Below are 16,429 nucleotides of genomic sequence, written 5' to 3'. Positions count from 1 at the left end.
GCCCCGGATTTCCGGGGCTTTTTTCTTAGAGTTTTGCCACTTTTTTCAAATCGTCCACCGCACCGGGTGCAGCAACGAAAACCTTGCTACCCTTGGTCAGTTGCTCGCCTTCCGTTGGAAATGGGTGCGTATAGCCCCCTGCTTCGCGGACCAGGCAAAAACCTGCCATGCAATCCCAAGCGTGCATATATGGCTCGTAATAGCCCACCAGGCGCCCTGCTGCCACATAGGCAATCATCAGCGCGCCAGAGCCATTGCGAATGAATGTGCCGCCTGCTTCAAGCAAATCTTCGACAATCTTCGCAACCACCTGCGGCGTTACGTAATTATTGGCACCAATGCCCGTCACCGCGTTGCGAATTGTGCGCGTTTCATCAAGCACAAGCTTTTTGCCATTAAGCGTTGCACCCTGCCCCTTGGCGGATGCGTAAAGCTCATCAAAACATGGCGCCTGAATAACACCGATCACCGGCTCACCATCTTTCAGCACGGCAATGGAAACGCACCAGTTCGGCATTCCGTTGACAAAAGGGCTGGTGCCATCAATGGGATCAACCACCCATGTATAGCCTGAGCTACCCGCATTCAGTCCATATTCTTCACCCAGAAAGCCATCGTCGCTGAAAGCTGCCGATACACGTTCATTGATCAGCTGTTCGACATTGCGGTCAGCAATGGACACCACATCCTGCGGATCGCGCTTGATTTCAATCACCAGCGTCTCGCGGCGATTGAAATAATCGAGTGCCAGCGCACCAGCCTCGCGCGCAATATCCTGCGCAAGCTTAAACCGTGCTTCAAGCTCTTTTGAAATGTCCGATGTCATGCTTGGTTTCCAGTCAGAGGGAATAAAGGCGCATGGTTCATGCGCTCAATTGTTGATGATGGCAAGGCCGCGCGGCTTGAAATGGATAGCCACATCCGTTTGTGGCGGAAGCGCTTCTTCCACAGCCGGATCGACAATGAAAAGCTTGCCGTGTTCAGTCTCAATTTCATATTCGATATGATCACCGAGATAGGCGGAATGGGCCACGCGTCCCGGAAAGTCTCCGCCACTCTGGGCTTGCAGGCTCACCGCATTTGGGCGCACCGCCAGCTGCGCTGGTCCTAGCCTTGCATGTGACGATGCCAGTCGATGACTGAGCTTCCCGATACGAATGACAGCTTCTCCATTTTCTGCGCTGACAACTTCACAGGGCACGACATTGGCCTCACCCATGAAGTCTGCAATGAAGGCAGATGCGGGAGACTCATAAAGGTCACGCGGACTGCCTTGCTGCGCTATATCGCCGTCTTTCATGACAATAATTGTATCGGACACGGCCAAAGCTTCGTCCTGATCGTGGGTGACATAAACTGCAGTAAAACCAAGCCTTTGCTGAAGTTCTCTGATTTCCGTTCTCACACGGCGGCGCAGACGCGCATCAAGATTGGAAAGCGGCTCATCAAGCAGCAGAACCTGTGGTTCCAGCACCAATGCGCGGGCCACGGCCACACGCTGTTGCTGCCCACCTGAAAGCTCGGCCGGAAGTCGATGCCCCATACCGGCAAGGCCAACAAGCTTCAACCCTTCCTCCGCCCGCTCACGCGCTTCCTTCTTCTTTAATCCCGAAGATTCAAGCCCATAGGCGACGTTATCGAGCGAACTCATATGTGGAAACAGCGCATAGGACTGAAACACCATGGACACATCGCGCTCATTGGCAGGCAGCATGGTCACATCCTTGCCGCCGATCAGGATGCGGCCCGATGTCGGATGTTCCAGCCCCGCCAAAAGGCGCAGGGTCGTGGTTTTGCCGCAACCCGAAGGACCAAGCAGCGTGACAAGCGTGCCGGGTTCCACTGTCAGTGACAGATCGGGCAGAGCGGTGAAATTGCCAAACTTCTTGGTGACGTTTTGAAAGGTAACGGAGCCGGGACGGATCGTGGTCATACGGCTTTCTCCTGTTGAACGGTTTTGATCGGCGTGAGCGTGGCAACGCGGTTTTCACGCCGCAACCGGCGCTCGCCGACAAGAAGCTGGAAGGTGACAATCACAACCACCATCACCAGAATGAGTGCCGACGAATAGGCAATCGCCACACCGAATTCGCCATTTTCGACGAGGCCGACGATATAAGAGGTCGCCATGTTGTATTCCGCCGAAACAAGGAAGATTACAGCACTGATCGATGTGATCGCACGCACGAAAGAATAGACCAGAGCCGCAGTAATCGCCGGTCGCAGAAGCGGTAGGATCACCTTGCGGATCGTGCGGAAACTGCCTGCACGCAGCGTGAGCGATGCTTCATCAAGACTTTTGTCGAGCTGACTCATGGCAGCGATACCGCCGCGCACGCCAACCGGCATATTGCGGAACACGAAGCAGGCAATCAGGATCAGCGCCGTGCCGGTCATTTCAAGCGGAGGCAGATTGAATGCCATGATGTAGCTGACGCCAATGACCGTACCCGGAATGGCAAAGCTCAGCATCAGTGCAAACTCAAACACGTTGCGTCCGAAGAAGCGCTGCCGCACGATCAGATAGGCGGTGAGCAATCCGACTGCAGCAGTGAGTGGTGCCGAGATCAGCGATATTTCCATTGTCGTCCAGAACGAGTTCCAGGCAACGCCCGTCCATGCAAAGCCGCTATCCGTCCATGCCACAGAGAAAGCACGGCGATAATGGTCAAGTGTCAGCGAATTATCGAGACCCCATGTGCGCACGAACCCGCCAATCAGGATCATGACATAGACGACAACAGTGAAGACCATCCACGGAATAACAAGGGCATAGACGCCGATCTTCAATCCTTTTGGCAGGCCAGCATGAATGCCGGAGTCGCCCTTGCCGGTGACTGTTGCAAAGTTTTTGCCGGACAGCCAAAGACGCTGGATGAGAAAGGCTGAAAGCGTGAAGCAGAGCAGCACAATCGCCAGAACAGCCGCACGCGACGGATCGTTTTGCGCACCCACAACGGCAAAGAATATCTCCGTCGAAAGCACACCATGACTACCGCCAAGCACCATCGGATTGCCGAAATCAGCCATGCTTTCGATGAAAGCAATCAGGAATGCATTGGCCAGCCCCGGCGCCATAAGCGGCAATGAAACACGGTTGAACGTCCGCCAGCGGTCGGCACGCAGAGTTTGCGATGCTTCTTCCATGGAAGGAGAAACACCTTCGACGACACCAATTAGCACAAGAAAAGTGATCGGTGTGAAGGATAGCACCTGCGCGATCCAGATGCCCGTAAGACCATAAAGCCAACGGCCCGGTTCAACGCCGAAGAGATTGGAAATCTGTTCTGTCACAACGCCGGCACGACCGAACAGCAATGTCAGCGCCAGACCAATCACGAAGGGAGGCGTGATGATCGGCAGCACTGTGAGAATGCGCAAGCCTTTCTTGAACGGAAAGCCTGTGCGGGTTGCAACGAGTGCGAAGGAAAGCCCAAGCACTGTCGAGCCTGTTGCCGTCATCAGCGCCAGCCAGAGCGTGCGCCATGCAACACCACAACGCCCCTCGCCGATCACACAGGCAAGGCTCCAGATGGAAGAATCCTGAATATTGCCGATAAAGCCATCTGGCTTGAAAGAACCGTCAAAATCCTGAACCGAACCTGCAAACATGCTGAAGATCGGATAGAACACAAAAACACTGACGAGAGCGACAAGCAGCGTAATCGAGGAAACGACAAAGGCATCGCCTTTCATCACTCCGCGTTCGGCAAGCCCGAAAGAAAAGATCAGCAGGAAACAAAGACCTGTTAGGACGGCACCTGCGCCGAAGGCCGGTTGTCCATCGGCAAGCTGACCGAAGAGGGTTTCGCTTACCATCCAGTTCCAGCCGGTGAAACCGATTGCCAGTCCTTGCAGCGCAAGGAAGCCTGCGCCCAGAAGACTAGCGCCGATCAGAACGGATGTTCGTTTTTCCGGCGTCATCGCAAAGCGTGCGAAGCCGCAAATGAGCATCAGTACAGCGACAACAGCCAGCCATGGGCGGCCATAAGCGAATATTTGCAGAATACCGGGACCGTTTTCGGCCTGACTGAAAAACCCTTCAAGCCAGCTGAAACGGAAGAAGCCTTGCTCGATGCGATACCAGGGCAGGATCAGGAACGCGACCAAAGCCAGCACCAGAACCAGATCAAGCCGTCGATTGTGTTGTTTCATACCTATCCGCTTTTCTGCTCATTTTTTGCTCATGGCGGGCAAAGTGGACGCAATTATCCGTCTCCCGCCGGATAACGGCGGGAGGGTCGATAACGAAAATGGATTGCTAACCGCAGAGGCGGTTAAGGTTTAATTCGCCTTTGCGCCGATTTCCTTGTCCCAGCGCTCAAGGATTTCCTTGCGCTTGGTCGGCTCGCCATAGGTCTTGAAGTCGTAGTCGATCAGCTTGATATCCTCAAAGCGTGGCGACTCTTTCGGCACTTCGGCGTTTTTGTTGGATGGAAGCTGGAAGGATTTTGCATCCTTCATCTTCGACTGAACTTCTGCTGTCAGCGCCCAGTCATACCATTTCTTGGCGTTTTCAAGGTTACGCGCGCCCTTGATGATCGACATGGAGCCGATTTCATAGCCGGTGCCTTCACAAGGCGCGATGGACTTAATCGGGAAGCCTTCGGCAGTCATCGCAACCGCATCATGCATAAACACAATGCCGATGCCGTTTTCACCGCGCGCAGCTGACTTTACAGGTGCCGAACCCGACTTGGTGTATTGGGCCACATTTGCATTCAGCTTTGCCAGATATTCAAACGCCTTCTCCTCGCCCATCAACTGGATGAGCGTTGCCAGCGCCGTATAGGCTGTGCCCGAAGAATTCGGATTAGCCATCTGAATTTCGCCCTTATAGGACGGATCGAGCAGATCAGCCCAGCAGGCTGGCTCTTTCAGATTCTTCTTCTTGAAAATATCGGTGTTATAGCCCCATCCGAGCGCACCGGCATAGACGCCCACAGTGCGGAATTCCGAGCTTTCTGCCTGCTTTTTTGCCCAATCCTGCAACTGGTCGAGCATTGGCGATTTATATTCGAGTGTCAGGCCTTCGGAAGCAGCTTGCAGATGCGGATCGCCTGTACCAGCCCACCAGATATCGGTCTTCGGATTGCGCGCTTCGGCGCGAACCTTGGCATAGGTTTCACCAGAAGACAGGCGCACCATATTGACCTTGATATCGGTTTCTTTCTCGAAATTGTTCTTCATCTGCTCGCAGATCACCACGTCCGCCGAACAAATGAGATTGAGATTACCAGAAGCCTGTGCCGAAACCGCAAATGATGAAACGCCAGCGGCAAGTGCCGCGGCTGTGAGTGCCCAACGCATCATTATTCCTCCCTTTAGAGCACGGCTTGATCGGCTGAAAGCCTATCGCGCTCTACCTCCACTTGTTATGCAGCGCCTCCACGCTGCGGCTTTTTGCAAGCCTGTGCACAGTCTTTGCCTTTTAAGCTTATGTGTCAATCTGCTTTTGTAAATTTCATTCTGAAAATTCTGGAAACGGTCTAATAATTCTGTTTCTGCACAGCCTTGCAACGATGCACAAAAACAAAAGAGGCGACCCGAAGATCGCCTCTTTCTAACTGATTTAGAGCTTAGTCCGACCTGTTTCATTCAGATCGGCGCTCTAAAGACCAATCAGCCGATGGCCATCAGGCTGGCATTGCCGCCTGCAGCCGTAGTGTTGATGGAGGTCGAAACCTCTTCAAGCAACCAGCTCAGGCAATAGCAATCAGCGCTATCGGCAAGCTGCGCCGAAGTTGCTGCCTGTGTCAGCACGAGCGGGCCTGGAAGAGCTGCCAGCTTCTTGTTGATATCGGTCAGGCGTTCGCCCTCTCCTTCAACAAGCGCACCGGCAAAAGGCGCATCTGCCTGCCAGCCCTTTGTCCAGACAACGCGAGCAGCGACGCTTGAAGGCAAGTCCTTCAGAACATTGCGCAAGCCTGAAGCCTCGTCGATGACCGCTTCGTTGCCAGTGGCGAGTGCCGCTGTCAGCTGACGATAAAGACCGGTTTCAGTCTGTGGAACCAGAAGAATGCGACCACGCGCATGAAGCGCATAGAGGTTGCGTTCACCAACCGGACCCGGAAGCTCTATATTCAGACCAAGTGCAGAAGCGCTGCCGGTTTCACGAGCGGCCTGCGCCAGTTCGTTCATGCCGCGATTGCCAAGCCACTTTGCGAAATCGTTGAGCGCGGCATCGGTGTGAACCGAAGCCATACGGGGCGGGATTGGCGCTGTATCAACGAGGCGACCGAGATAAAGCGGACCGCCAGCCTTCGGGCCCGTGCCGGACAGACCACGGCCACCGAAAGGCTGGACGCCCACAATCGCACCGATAACGTTGCGATTGATATAGACGTTGCCAACGCGGATGCGATCAGCAACGTGAGCGATAGTTTCATCAAGACGCGTATGCAGGCCGAAAGTCAGGCCATAGCCGGTTGCATTGATGTCATCGATCAGGCGGTCCATGTCGTTACGCTTGTAGCGCACAACATGCAGAACCGGACCAAACACTTCACGCTTCAGATCACGCAGACTGTCGATCTCGACGATGGTTGGCGCAACGAAAGTGCCCTTCCCGGTTTCAGGTCCAAGCGGAAGCTGCTCCACCTTACGACCCATATCGCGCATCGTCTGAACGTGCTTCTCGATGATGTCCTTGGCTTCCGCAGTGATAACAGCGCCAATATCAACTTTCAGCTTGTCAGTGCGGCCAATGGACAGTTCCTTGAGCGCGCCCTTGAGCATGGTCAGAATGCGATCAGCAACATCTTCCTGCAGGCAAAGAACGCGCAGAGCCGAACAACGCTGACCGGCACTGTCGAAAGCTGAACCGATCACGTCGAACACGACCTGCTCGGCAAGAGCGGACGAATCCACGATCATGGCGTTCTGGCCGCCGGTTTCAGCAATCAGCGGGATCGGCTTGCCATTTGGCAGCAGACGCGACGCAAGCTGCGCCTGAATGAGACGTGCAACTTCGGTCGAGCCGGTGAACATCACACCACATGTTTCCTGAGCCGCAACGAGGGCTGCACCAATGCGGCCATCGCCCGGCAGAAGCTGCAATGCATCGGCAGGAATTCCAGCTTCATGCAGAATACGCACGCCCTGTGCTGCGATGAGCGGGGTTTCTTCAGCAGGCTTTGCGAGAACCGGATTGCCTGCAACAAGGGCTGCTGCAATCTGGCCGGTGAAGATCGCCAGCGGGAAGTTCCACGGGCTGATACAGACAATTGGACCAAGCGGCTTGTGCGCAACGCCCAGCGTGCGGCGGGTCTGTTCGGCATAATAACGCAGGAAGTCGATCGCTTCGCGTACTTCTGCAATCGCGTTTGGCATGGACTTGCCAGCTTCACGCATGATGAGGCCGAGCAGTTCTGCCATTTCACGCTGCATGATGTCCGCAGCGCGATCAAGGCAGGCTGCACGATCAGCAGGCGAAACCTGAGACCAGCTTGCAACAGCCTTCTCAGCCGCTTTCATTGCTTGTGCAACATCGTCGGCGGCGATTTCCGTAACCGTACCCACGACATCGGAATGATCGCCGGGATTCAGAACCGGACGGCTTTCACCCTTAACCTTGGCGCCAGCAATCTGCGGTTCTGCAGTCCAGGCACGCGTAGCATTGGCCTTGAGCGTTTCGCTCAGTTCTGCCAGCTGCTCTTCATTGGAAAGGTCGAAACCTGCCGAGTTTTTACGAATGCCATAAAGGCCTTCCGGCAGGTTGATCTGGTCGTGACGTGCACCGACAACGGCCATCGAACGAACGACTTCCGCAGGATCGGCAATCAGTTCATCAACTGACACGCTCTTGTCGCCAATGCGATTGACGAAGGAAGAGTTCGCACCGTTTTCGAGCAGACGACGGACCAGATAGGCCAGCAGCGTTTCATGCGTACCAACCGGAGCATAAATGCGAGCTGGACGACCCAGCTTCGATGCACCGACAACTTCGTCATAAAGCGGCTCGCCCATGCCATGAAGGCACTGGAATTCATAAGAGCCGGTTTTGAAGTCCGGGCCTGCCAGATGATAGATCGTGGCAAGCGTCTGCGCATTATGCGTTGCAAACTGCGGGAAGATCACATCACGGGCGCCAAGCAATTTGCGGGCGCAAGCAATGTAGGAAACGTCGGTATGAACCTTGCGCGTATAGACCGGGAAATCTTCAAGGCCATCAACCTGCGCGCGCTTGATTTCGGCATCCCAGTAAGCGCCCTTGACGAGACGAACCATGACGCGACGATTGTTGCGGCGAGCAAGATCAATAATAAAATCAAGCACAAACGGGCAGCGCTTGCCATAGGCCTGCACCACGAAGCCGATGCCTTCCCAATCAGCCAGATCAGGATCTTCAATCAGGCTCTGCAGAAGGTCGAGCGACAGCTCCAGACGGTCTGCTTCTTCAGCATCGATATTGAGGCCAATATTGTACTTCTTGGAAAGGGCTGCGAGCGCCTTCACCTTTGGCAGAAGTTCGCCCATGACGCGTTCGCTCTGAGCGCGAACATAACGCGGATGCAGCGCCGAAAGTTTGATCGAAATGCCCGGACCATCATAAATGCCGCGGCCGGCGGAAGCGCGACCAATCGCGTGGATCGCAGTTTCGTAGTCCTTGTAATAACGTTCTGCGTCGGCAGCAGTCGTGGCAGCTTCACCGAGCATGTCGTAGGAATAACGGAATCCGCGTTCTTCAAGCGATTTTGCGCGCTTCAGTGCTTCATCGATAGTTTCGCCGGTGACGAACTGCTCACCCATCATGCGCATGGCCATATCCACGCCGCGACGGATAACCGGCTCGCCACAACGGGCGATCAGGCGAGTAAGCGCTGCCGAAAGACCGCTGTCATTGACGGTGTTGGTGAGCTTGCCGGTGACAACAAGCCCCCAGGTTGCAGCATTGACGAACAGCGAACGACCACCGCCAACATGCGACTTCCAATCGCCATTGGAAATCTTGTCGCGGATCAGCGCATCACGCGTTGCCATATCCGGAATACGCAGCAGAGCTTCGGCAAGGCACATCAGCGCCACGCCTTCCTGGCTCGACAGTGAATATTCATGCACCAGACCTTCAACGCCTGTTCCCTTGTGCTTGGCACGCAGGGCTTCGATCAGCTTGCGAGCGGTCGCTCTGATCTGTTTGGTCGTTTCTTCAGGCAGGGTCGCCTGCTGAACCAGCGCGGTCACGCATTCAGCTTCTGGCCGACGATAGGCATCGGTGATCGCCTTGCGCAGAGGAGTCTTCTCGCGGATTGGCGGCGCGAAGCTCTGGAAAACAGTAGTGGTGTGAGCGGATACTTTATCAGTCATGGTGCAATGCTCGCAAAAACAGGCTTAAGCCCAATTCAACTATGCTTCCGAGCGCATTTCGATCTGATTTTATCAGATCGGCGCTCTCATTCTTTGTTTTAAAGCGCATCTTATCCGAAAACCGTTTCACACTTTTCGGGATGCGCTATATGTGGTCGCACACTATCATCGACGCAAATTGCATTCTGTCTTCATTTGATCCATATAAAGGCAAATCGATCTTATTAAAGTGACTTTAAGAGGCAGTTTGAATGCGAAAGATAGACTCTGTAGACGATCTGGATCAGTTCGATCGTCGCATTCTTGAAGTGCTGAGCGATGATGGTCGCATTGCCATGACGGAGTTGTCAAAAAAAGTCGGCCTTTCCAAGACGCCGTGTCAGGCACGCGTCAAACGATTGGTCGATGAAGGCTATATTATCGGCTTTCGCGCCGCGATTGATCCCGAAAAGCTTGGCCTTGATCATATCGCTTTTACGACCGTGAAATTATCCGACACGCGCGAAGCGGCCCTCACCGCCTTTAATGTTGCCGTGCGCAAAATACGCGAAGTCGAAGAATGCCATATGATTGCAAGCTCATTCGACTATCTGCTGAAAGTGCGGACGCCCAACATCCGGCGTTACCGCGAGGTGCTGGGCGAGAAAATCTCGAGCCTGCCGAATGTGGCAAGCACCTCCACTTTTGTGGTGATGGAGTCTGTCAAAGACAACCGCCCAGTCAGAGTTTATCCGGGCGCATTGTAACTGTTCACTTCACGTCTATCCCGAAAACTGGTTCCACTTTTCGGGATAGATTTCATAGCGTCTGATCTGCCAGATAGCGTTCGAGCGTTTTGGCTGTACCATCCTGCCAGATACGCTTGAGCGCCGCCGAGAAGGCATCGATATAAGCAGGATTGTTGGCTAATGCGCCGAAGATGTCGGTCATTTCGAGCCAGCGCGCCGGCTCGTCCTTGGCAAGCACCGCTTGCTTTACCAGACGATCCCATGACGGATCATTGGGTTCGATCACCGCACCGCTGTCCGTCGTTCCATAGCAGTAGCGGCACCAGAGAGCAGATACCAGTGCAAGGCCCGTGACCGAATGACCTTTGGCCAGGCGATCTGAAACTGTCGGCAGAATAAATTTTGGCTGACGGTTGGACCCGTCAAGACACAAGCGGCGGATCGTATCGCCGATCTTTGGATTGGCAAAACGCTTGTCGATAAGCAGGCGATAGTCTTCAAGAACCGTATTTGGAACTGGTGGCACCTCAGGAATGATTTCTTCCTTGGTGAGTTTTTCCAGATATTGCCGGATGAGAGGATTTTCCATTGCTTCATGAACGAAATGGATGTCGAGAAGCCCGCCCGGATAGGCAATCGCCGCATGTCCGCCATTGAGGATACGGATTTTCATCAGCTCATAAGCGTCGACCTGATCGGAGAAGATCACGCCTACTTTATGCAGCCGTGGACGTCCGGTCGGGAACTTGTCTTCGACCACCCACTGTTTGAAACCTTCGCAGAAAACCGGCCAGCCATCTTCAACTTCAAACTCGTTCAGCGCGATATCACGTTCGCGCGCACCGGTTGCAGGTGTGATGCGATCAACCATCGAATTCGGGAAAGCCACATTGGCCGCAATCCAGTCCGCAAATTCCGGATCGCTGAGCTTCGCGAGGCCAACGACAGCATCTTCGGTAACATGGCCATTGCCGGGAATATTATCGCAGGACATGACCGTGAACGGCTCAACTTCGGCTTGCTTGCGCAGTTTCAGCGCCTGCACGATGAGGCCGAAGACCGTGTTCGGCTTGTCGGTATGAACGCTGTCATAAACAATATCCGGATGCGCGGGATCAAAATGCTGGCTTGCCGGATCGATATAATAGCCGCCTTCGGTGATCGTCATCGAAACGATGCGGATATCCGGCGATGTAAGATAGGTCATCAAGGCCTTCCGGCCCTCATCCGTCGATATAGTCACGTAATCGACCATCGAAGCAGTTACACGCGCTTCTGAATGTTCTGCTTCCTGATCGACCACCGTGGTGAGCCAATCCTGAGCTTTCAGCGTATCGCGCATGGCATCGTCGCTGGCCCGCACGCCTGCGCCGACCAAAGCCCAATCGTGATCGAGCCCCAGACCAAACAGGTCATCGAGATAAACGGCCTGATGCGCGCGATGGAAATTACCCACGCCAAAATGCACAATTCCCGGTGTCAGCGCCTCCAGATCATAACCAGGCTTATCAACTTTGTTGAAGCTCTTGAGCGTTGCGCGGGACAGCTTGGTCATGACTTACAATCCTCCTCGATGAATCCAGACAACCCAGCCTATGGCTTGATATCGCAGTGGGCAATATCTCTTTATAAGTATCGTACATTACAAATAAAAATGGCGGGCCAAGCCCGCCATTTTCAGTGCAACTTAAAAGCATTTCCAGCAAAAATGCGAAGCAGTTATGCGTCAGATAATGCGTAAAAACAAACAGCGGCTCCAACGATTCCGTCTTAAATGGAACCGCTGTAAATGCCTTAATTAAGACCCAGCGTACCGCGCAGTGTCGAAAGATCTTCTGCCAGCGTGGTGATGGCACCAGCCATGACCTTGCGATCTTCCTCGGTCAGCTTGTCGTATAATTCATAACCATCGCCCTTCTTGTATTTCACAAGAATGTCGTTGACGGTTTTGAAATTGGCATCCGACTTCTTCAGAAGCTCAGGATTTTCCTTTTCGATCAGCGGACGGAAAAGTTCGACGATCTTCTGCGAGCCATCAACATTAGCCTGGAAATCCCAGATATCCGTGTGGCTGTAGCGATCTTCTTCACCGGAAATCTTGGTTGCTGCAACTTCTTCCATAAGTGCTGCTGCACCACCAACAACCTTTTCAGGTGGGAAGGTCATGTCCTTGATGCGCTTCTGCAGCTCGACAACATCTGCGTAGAGCTTGTCAGCATATTTATCGAGACCTTCGGTCGAATTCTGAGCGAACAGGCCGTATTCGAGTCGATGGAAGCCGGTAAAGTCTTCCGACTTCTCCGCATCTTCGTGATCGTCAGCACGGCTATCGATAGAAGCATCGAGATCCGCAAAAAGCTCTGCGATTGGCTCGATTTTTTCATAGGAAACGCGTGAAGACGGATAAAGCTCTTTCGCCTTATCCAGTTCGCCAGCCTTGATCGCATCGGTGAAAGCCTTGGTGTCTTTCACGAGCGTATCGAGATTTTCCTGCACGTAAATCTTGTAGTCAGCAATTGGCTGAACGAGATCGAGTGGGGACACTTCGGCCTTTGCAGCACCGAAGCTGAGAGACAGGGCGACGACGCAAGCCGACGCGAGCAATGGCAGACGATATTTCATGTTTACCTCTCCGTGGTGATAAGACCTTCACCCACGCGCATTCTGCGGCCCACTCGCCTGCAAAAGAGCACTTGCGTAAAAGTCATCTTGATTTTTCACGCCGGGTAGCGTGAAGAAATAACCGCCGCCGATTGGCTTGATATACTCTTCCAGAGGCTCGCCATCGAGGCGCTTCTGAACAGTGATAAAGCCCTTTTCCAGATCGGCCTGATAAGCGATGAACAGCAGCCCCATATCGAGCTGGCCGGACTTCGTGACCCCATTGGAATAGTTGAACGGACGACGCAGAATCAGATGTTGTTCGGCATTGGCATCGCGTGGATTGGCCAGCCGAATATGGGAATCCATCGGCGTAACTTTGCCTTCCGGATCTTTTGAATAGTCAGGCACATCAGCTTCGGTTTTGCCATCGAATGGCGCACCGCTATCCTTGTGACGGCCAAAAATTGTCTGCTGTTCCTGCAGCGGCGTGCGATCCCAGCGCTCGACAAAATTGCGGATGATACGCACGGCCATATAATTGCCGTGAGAAGCCCATTCGGGCTCATCCTTGCCGGGCTGGATCCAGACGATGCGATCCATCAAGGCTTCATCAGCGGCATCAGGATTGGCAGAGCCATCACGGAAACCGAGGAAGTTGCGTGCGCTTTCCTTGGCTTTCGGTGAATGCGGCGGCTGCACCGGCACAGAACCTTCCTGCTTCCAGCGGACCATCAGAAGATCAGGCATGTTCTTCATAATATCGCGCAGCGCATGGATATTCGTGTCTGCGGTGTTCGAGCAGAACTGGATTACCAGATCGCCATGGCAGAGATCTTTTTGCAATGCATCATTGGGAAAGCCCGTCATGCGCTGCAACTGCTTTGGCTTGAACGGCTTGAGCCCAAAACGATCATCAAAAAGCGAACTACCCAGCCCCACGGTGATCGTCAGGTTATCAGGGGTTACGGTCGGCCCGAGAATGCCGGAATCGGATGGCGGAAACTTGGGATCAAGCGCCGGTGGCTCACCACCCTTCATGAGAAAGGCTGCGCGCTCTGTCAAAAGTCTGAACATGCGTTCGAGACCCGCGCGATCCCGCGCCAGAACATCGAAAGAGGCCACGAGACCAGTGGCAGGGCGCGGCGTCACAATGCCGGGCTGATGCACGCCATAAAATGGCTGGCTCTCCTGCAGCTTGTCGCTTTCAGGGGCATTGGTCACGCTTTCCGATGAAAGCGCGTTGTTAGAGGCGCGTGCGTTAGCCGCCTGCGATGCAAGCACGCTCGCGACACCTGTAGCACCGGCACCGAGCAAAAGGGCGCGGCGCGTTGGCGATGTTGGATTGTCTGTTTCAGAACTATCGTCTTTGAAAAATTTCTTGGTCATTAATCCACTCCAAGTTGATCGCGGAGTTTTGAAAACTGGTCGGCGAGAGCAGTCGCGCCGTCCTTGATCTTCGCCTTCTCGTCAGTAGAAAGCGTGTCATATGCCTTGCCGTTCTGAGCACTTAGCAGCGCCTTCACGGCCGACACCTGAGCATCAATCCCTTCAAATGCCTTGGGATCGACTTTTACAACGATCGGACGCAATACGTCCGCCGTCTTTGCGGAACCTTCAACAAGGCCTGCAAATACCTGCAAATCTGTGTGTGCGTAGCGATCGTCGCCTGCGTCAGCAGCGGTAGACGCAAAGCGGTTGAGCGCCGATGATGTGCCTGCCAGCATCCGGTCAGGCGAAATACGCAACGCGCGGATACGATCTTTCAGACCAGCCGCGTCCTGAACAAGCTTTGTGGCGACGGGCTGCAAGCCGTCCAGCGACTTCTGTTCAAACAGCCCATATTCAATGCGATGCAGGCCACCAAATGCAGGGTCCTGCTCACGTTTTTCAAAGAAATCGGCGCGCGCATTGATCGCTGTATCAAGATCAGAGAAAGCTTCTGAAACGGGAGCAATACGGGCATAAGCTTCGCGCGCGGGTGCATAAGCAGCCTGTGCGGCGTCAATATTGCCGCTTGAAACGGCATCCGAAAGCGTTGCAACAGCCTTCTGGAACTCAGCGACTTCGGTAGCGAGATAAATCTGATATTCAGCCAACGCACCAAGGAAAGCGGTCAACGGCATCTTACCCTTTTCGGCTTCACTGCTTGCCGATGGCGTCACAATCAGCTTTCCGCGCGGATTGGAAAGAAGGCCACAAGTAATCTGGTACTCGCCTGGCGAAAGCTTGGCGGAAAGTGTCTGCTTGAAGCCCGGTGCGATATTCTCGCGCTCTTCGAGAACCATCACGCCGTCTAGAATTTCCCATTCAACCGAGCGGTCAGACTTGTTGACGATTTCAAAAACCGTGCGCCCAGCCGGAACCGTCAGTTCATTTGGATCGCAGCTTTTCGCATTGACCACGATCTGCACTTTGCCATCACCATCTGCATGGCGCGATTTATCTGAAACGCGCGAGGCGTAATAGAAAGCAGCGCCTGCCGCCAGCACCAGCAGAATGGCCAGCACCAGAATCGCTCGCACGAGGTTGCGGGAGAATGGTGCAGCAGGTTTTGGGCTTTGCGGCTTGGTCATGGAAAATCTCTTCGATTAAACTGTGTGCTTCGCGGCTGCGCTCTGCGCAGGTGCGGAAGATGGCATCAGGAAAATAATGAGCGCAGGCACGAGGAAGCCGAGATAGGCAACCACTTCGCTGATCGTCGGCGTTGCGATATAGCCGAAGATACCAGCCAGAACCGAGCCAAGCGTGCTGTCGAGCGGCAGGATTTCGCTCGTGTCGAACACGACCGTCTGGAATTGGTTCCAGATGCCAGCCTCATGCAGCGCCATCACCGAATTTGCGAGAATGCCAGCTGCGATAATCAGGATGAACACACCAGTCCAGCGGAAGAAGCGGCGCAGATTGAGTTTCAGGCCACCACGATAGATCCCGTAACCAACCAGAGCGGCAAGCAGAACACCGAGCAATGCACCAAGCGGTGCCGCGCCACCCTCGCTCTGCTGGAATGCGGCAAGCAAGAAGAAGACCGACTCAAGCCCCTCACGGGCCACAGCAAAGAATACCATCAGGATCAGGCCGAAGCCCTTATGCGTGGGCGTTTCAAACGCCGCATCAATCGAATGATGCAGTTCCGCCTTGATGGACCGGGCGGCCTTACGCATCCAGAAAACCATGGACGTCAGCACGAAAACGGCGATGAGCCCGATAATGGCCTCGAAAAGCTCCTGCGCCTTTTGCGGAAATTCTGCGCTTACGAGCTGAAGGATTGCGCCAACTGCCAGCGACATCGCCAGAGCCAGCAGGACACCAATCCACACAACCGGCATCCAGGCGCTGCGCCCGGTCTGATGCAGATAGCTCGCGATAATGCCAACGATTAGCGCAGCTTCCACGCCTTCGCGGAACATGATGAGAAATGGTACGAGCATTCGATTTCATCCAAAAGGCGGAGTGATCAATCCGCCCCTTGATTGACACTCTTCACAACCGGCACAAGCCTTCGTCTATTAGAGCGCCATGCGCCCTCTTGGGCGCACAAAAGACGCTCTAAACTATTGAACACGCGCATCGTGCTTTCCAAAAATCGATTCCGATTTTTTGGGCCGATGCTCTAGTCATCTTTCTATATCTACGCGCGCATCACTGCAAGCCAAATGAAGTTGACTACCATGGGAATGTTTTAGAATTATTCTAACTATTTCAGAAGCTTACAGCGATGTAAGTTAGCTAGTCCTGATGAGGATGCAAGTTTTATGGAGGTGCAGTAAGCCTTTGAAAAGGCTTCATAGTGA

11 protein-coding genes are annotated in these 16,429 nt (G+C 54.0%); 1 reads left to right on the top strand and 10 read right to left on the bottom strand.

The features are described 5' to 3' along the window. Positions 1-25 precede the first annotated feature (25 nt). The 5 genes from CEV34_RS23675 to putA all read right to left on the bottom strand — a co-directional run bounded on the left by CEV34_RS23675 (position 26) and on the right by putA (position 9,306). Positions 26-826 carry an inositol monophosphatase family protein gene (locus CEV34_RS23675; protein ID WP_007879517.1) on the bottom strand — a complete coding sequence of 267 codons (801 nt, stop codon included), beginning with the start codon at positions 824-826 and terminating at the stop codon, positions 26-28. A 45-nt stretch (positions 827-871) separates the two neighbouring features. After that, positions 872-1,933, bottom strand: coding sequence for an ABC transporter ATP-binding protein (locus CEV34_RS23670; protein WP_007879519.1), 1,062 nt, complete (start codon positions 1,931-1,933; stop codon positions 872-874). Then, entirely contained in the window at positions 1,930-4,155 is a 2,226-nt protein-coding gene (locus CEV34_RS23665; RefSeq protein ID WP_094544707.1) for an ABC transporter permease, read from the bottom strand. The genes CEV34_RS23670 and CEV34_RS23665 overlap by 4 nt, the downstream gene beginning before the upstream one ends. Positions 4,156-4,284: 129 nt before the next feature. After that, entirely contained in the window at positions 4,285-5,310 is a 1,026-nt protein-coding gene (locus CEV34_RS23660; protein WP_007879521.1) for an ABC transporter substrate-binding protein, read from the bottom strand. A gap of 312 nt (positions 5,311-5,622) precedes the next feature. Continuing rightward, positions 5,623-9,306: a trifunctional transcriptional regulator/proline dehydrogenase/L-glutamate gamma-semialdehyde dehydrogenase gene (gene putA, locus CEV34_RS23655; protein ID WP_007879522.1), complete on the bottom strand. Its 3,684-nt coding sequence runs from the start codon at positions 9,304-9,306 to the stop codon at positions 5,623-5,625. 251 nt (positions 9,307-9,557) lie between these two features. On the opposite strand from putA, the gene CEV34_RS23645 reads away from it, so the two are divergent. Then, positions 9,558-10,052, top strand: a complete 495-nt coding sequence (locus tag CEV34_RS23645) for an Lrp/AsnC family transcriptional regulator (protein WP_007879523.1) — start codon at positions 9,558-9,560, stop codon at positions 10,050-10,052. A gap of 52 nt (positions 10,053-10,104) precedes the next feature. Here the strand turns inward: CEV34_RS23645 and CEV34_RS23640 are convergent, their stop codons facing one another. The 5 genes from CEV34_RS23640 to efeU all read right to left on the bottom strand — a co-directional run bounded on the left by CEV34_RS23640 (position 10,105) and on the right by efeU (position 16,066). Then, on the bottom strand, positions 10,105-11,589 hold the full coding sequence (locus CEV34_RS23640; RefSeq protein ID WP_007879524.1) for a mannitol dehydrogenase family protein: 1,485 nt from the start codon (positions 11,587-11,589) through the stop codon (positions 10,105-10,107). Between the two features lie 239 nt (positions 11,590-11,828). After that, positions 11,829-12,656, bottom strand: coding sequence for an iron uptake system protein EfeO (gene efeO, locus CEV34_RS23635; RefSeq protein ID WP_007879525.1), 828 nt, complete (start codon positions 12,654-12,656; stop codon positions 11,829-11,831). A gap of 27 nt (positions 12,657-12,683) precedes the next feature. After that, positions 12,684-14,024 carry an iron uptake transporter deferrochelatase/peroxidase subunit gene (efeB, locus tag CEV34_RS23630; protein WP_007879526.1) on the bottom strand — a complete coding sequence of 447 codons (1,341 nt, stop codon included), beginning with the start codon at positions 14,022-14,024 and terminating at the stop codon, positions 12,684-12,686. After that, complete coding sequence (gene efeO, locus CEV34_RS23625) at positions 14,024-15,211, bottom strand: iron uptake system protein EfeO (RefSeq protein WP_007879527.1); 1,188 nt, start codon at positions 15,209-15,211, stop codon at positions 14,024-14,026. Before efeO (CEV34_RS23625) ends, efeB begins: the two co-directional genes overlap by 1 nt. 15 nt (positions 15,212-15,226) lie before the next feature. Continuing rightward, on the bottom strand, positions 15,227-16,066 hold the full coding sequence (gene efeU, locus CEV34_RS23620; RefSeq protein ID WP_007879530.1) for an iron uptake transporter permease EfeU: 840 nt from the start codon (positions 16,064-16,066) through the stop codon (positions 15,227-15,229). Positions 16,067-16,429 lie beyond the last annotated feature (363 nt).

The sequence above is a fragment of the Brucella pseudogrignonensis genome, from assembly GCF_002252525.1.
Lineage (GTDB): Bacteria > Pseudomonadota > Alphaproteobacteria > Rhizobiales > Rhizobiaceae > Brucella > Brucella pseudogrignonensis.
Note: the sequence above shows the minus strand (reverse complement) of the source record. Positions and strands in the feature narration are given on the sequence as shown.

Bases quoted from the DNA above. Each gene is read 5' to 3' on its own strand.
- putA (WP_007879522.1), bottom strand. From the start codon at position 9,306: ATGACTGATAAAGTATCCGCTCACACCACTACTGTTTTCCAGAGCTTC.
- efeO (WP_007879527.1), bottom strand. From the start codon at position 15,211: ATGACCAAGCCGCAAAGCCCAAAACCTGCTGCACCATTCTCCCGCAAC.
- CEV34_RS23665 (WP_094544707.1), bottom strand. From the start codon at position 4,155: ATGAAACAACACAATCGACGGCTTGATCTGGTTCTGGTGCTGGCTTTG.
- CEV34_RS23670 (WP_007879519.1), bottom strand. From the start codon at position 1,933: ATGACCACGATCCGTCCCGGCTCCGTTACCTTTCAAAACGTCACCAAG.
- efeO (WP_007879525.1), bottom strand. From the start codon at position 12,656: ATGAAATATCGTCTGCCATTGCTCGCGTCGGCTTGCGTCGTCGCCCTG.
- efeB (WP_007879526.1), bottom strand. From the start codon at position 14,024: ATGACCAAGAAATTTTTCAAAGACGATAGTTCTGAAACAGACAATCCA.
- efeU (WP_007879530.1), bottom strand. From the start codon at position 16,066: ATGCTCGTACCATTTCTCATCATGTTCCGCGAAGGCGTGGAAGCTGCG.
- CEV34_RS23660 (WP_007879521.1), bottom strand. From the start codon at position 5,310: ATGCGTTGGGCACTCACAGCCGCGGCACTTGCCGCTGGCGTTTCATCA.
- CEV34_RS23645 (WP_007879523.1), top strand. From the start codon at position 9,558: ATGCGAAAGATAGACTCTGTAGACGATCTGGATCAGTTCGATCGTCGC.
- CEV34_RS23675 (WP_007879517.1), bottom strand. From the start codon at position 826: ATGACATCGGACATTTCAAAAGAGCTTGAAGCACGGTTTAAGCTTGCG.
- CEV34_RS23640 (WP_007879524.1), bottom strand. From the start codon at position 11,589: ATGACCAAGCTGTCCCGCGCAACGCTCAAGAGCTTCAACAAAGTTGAT.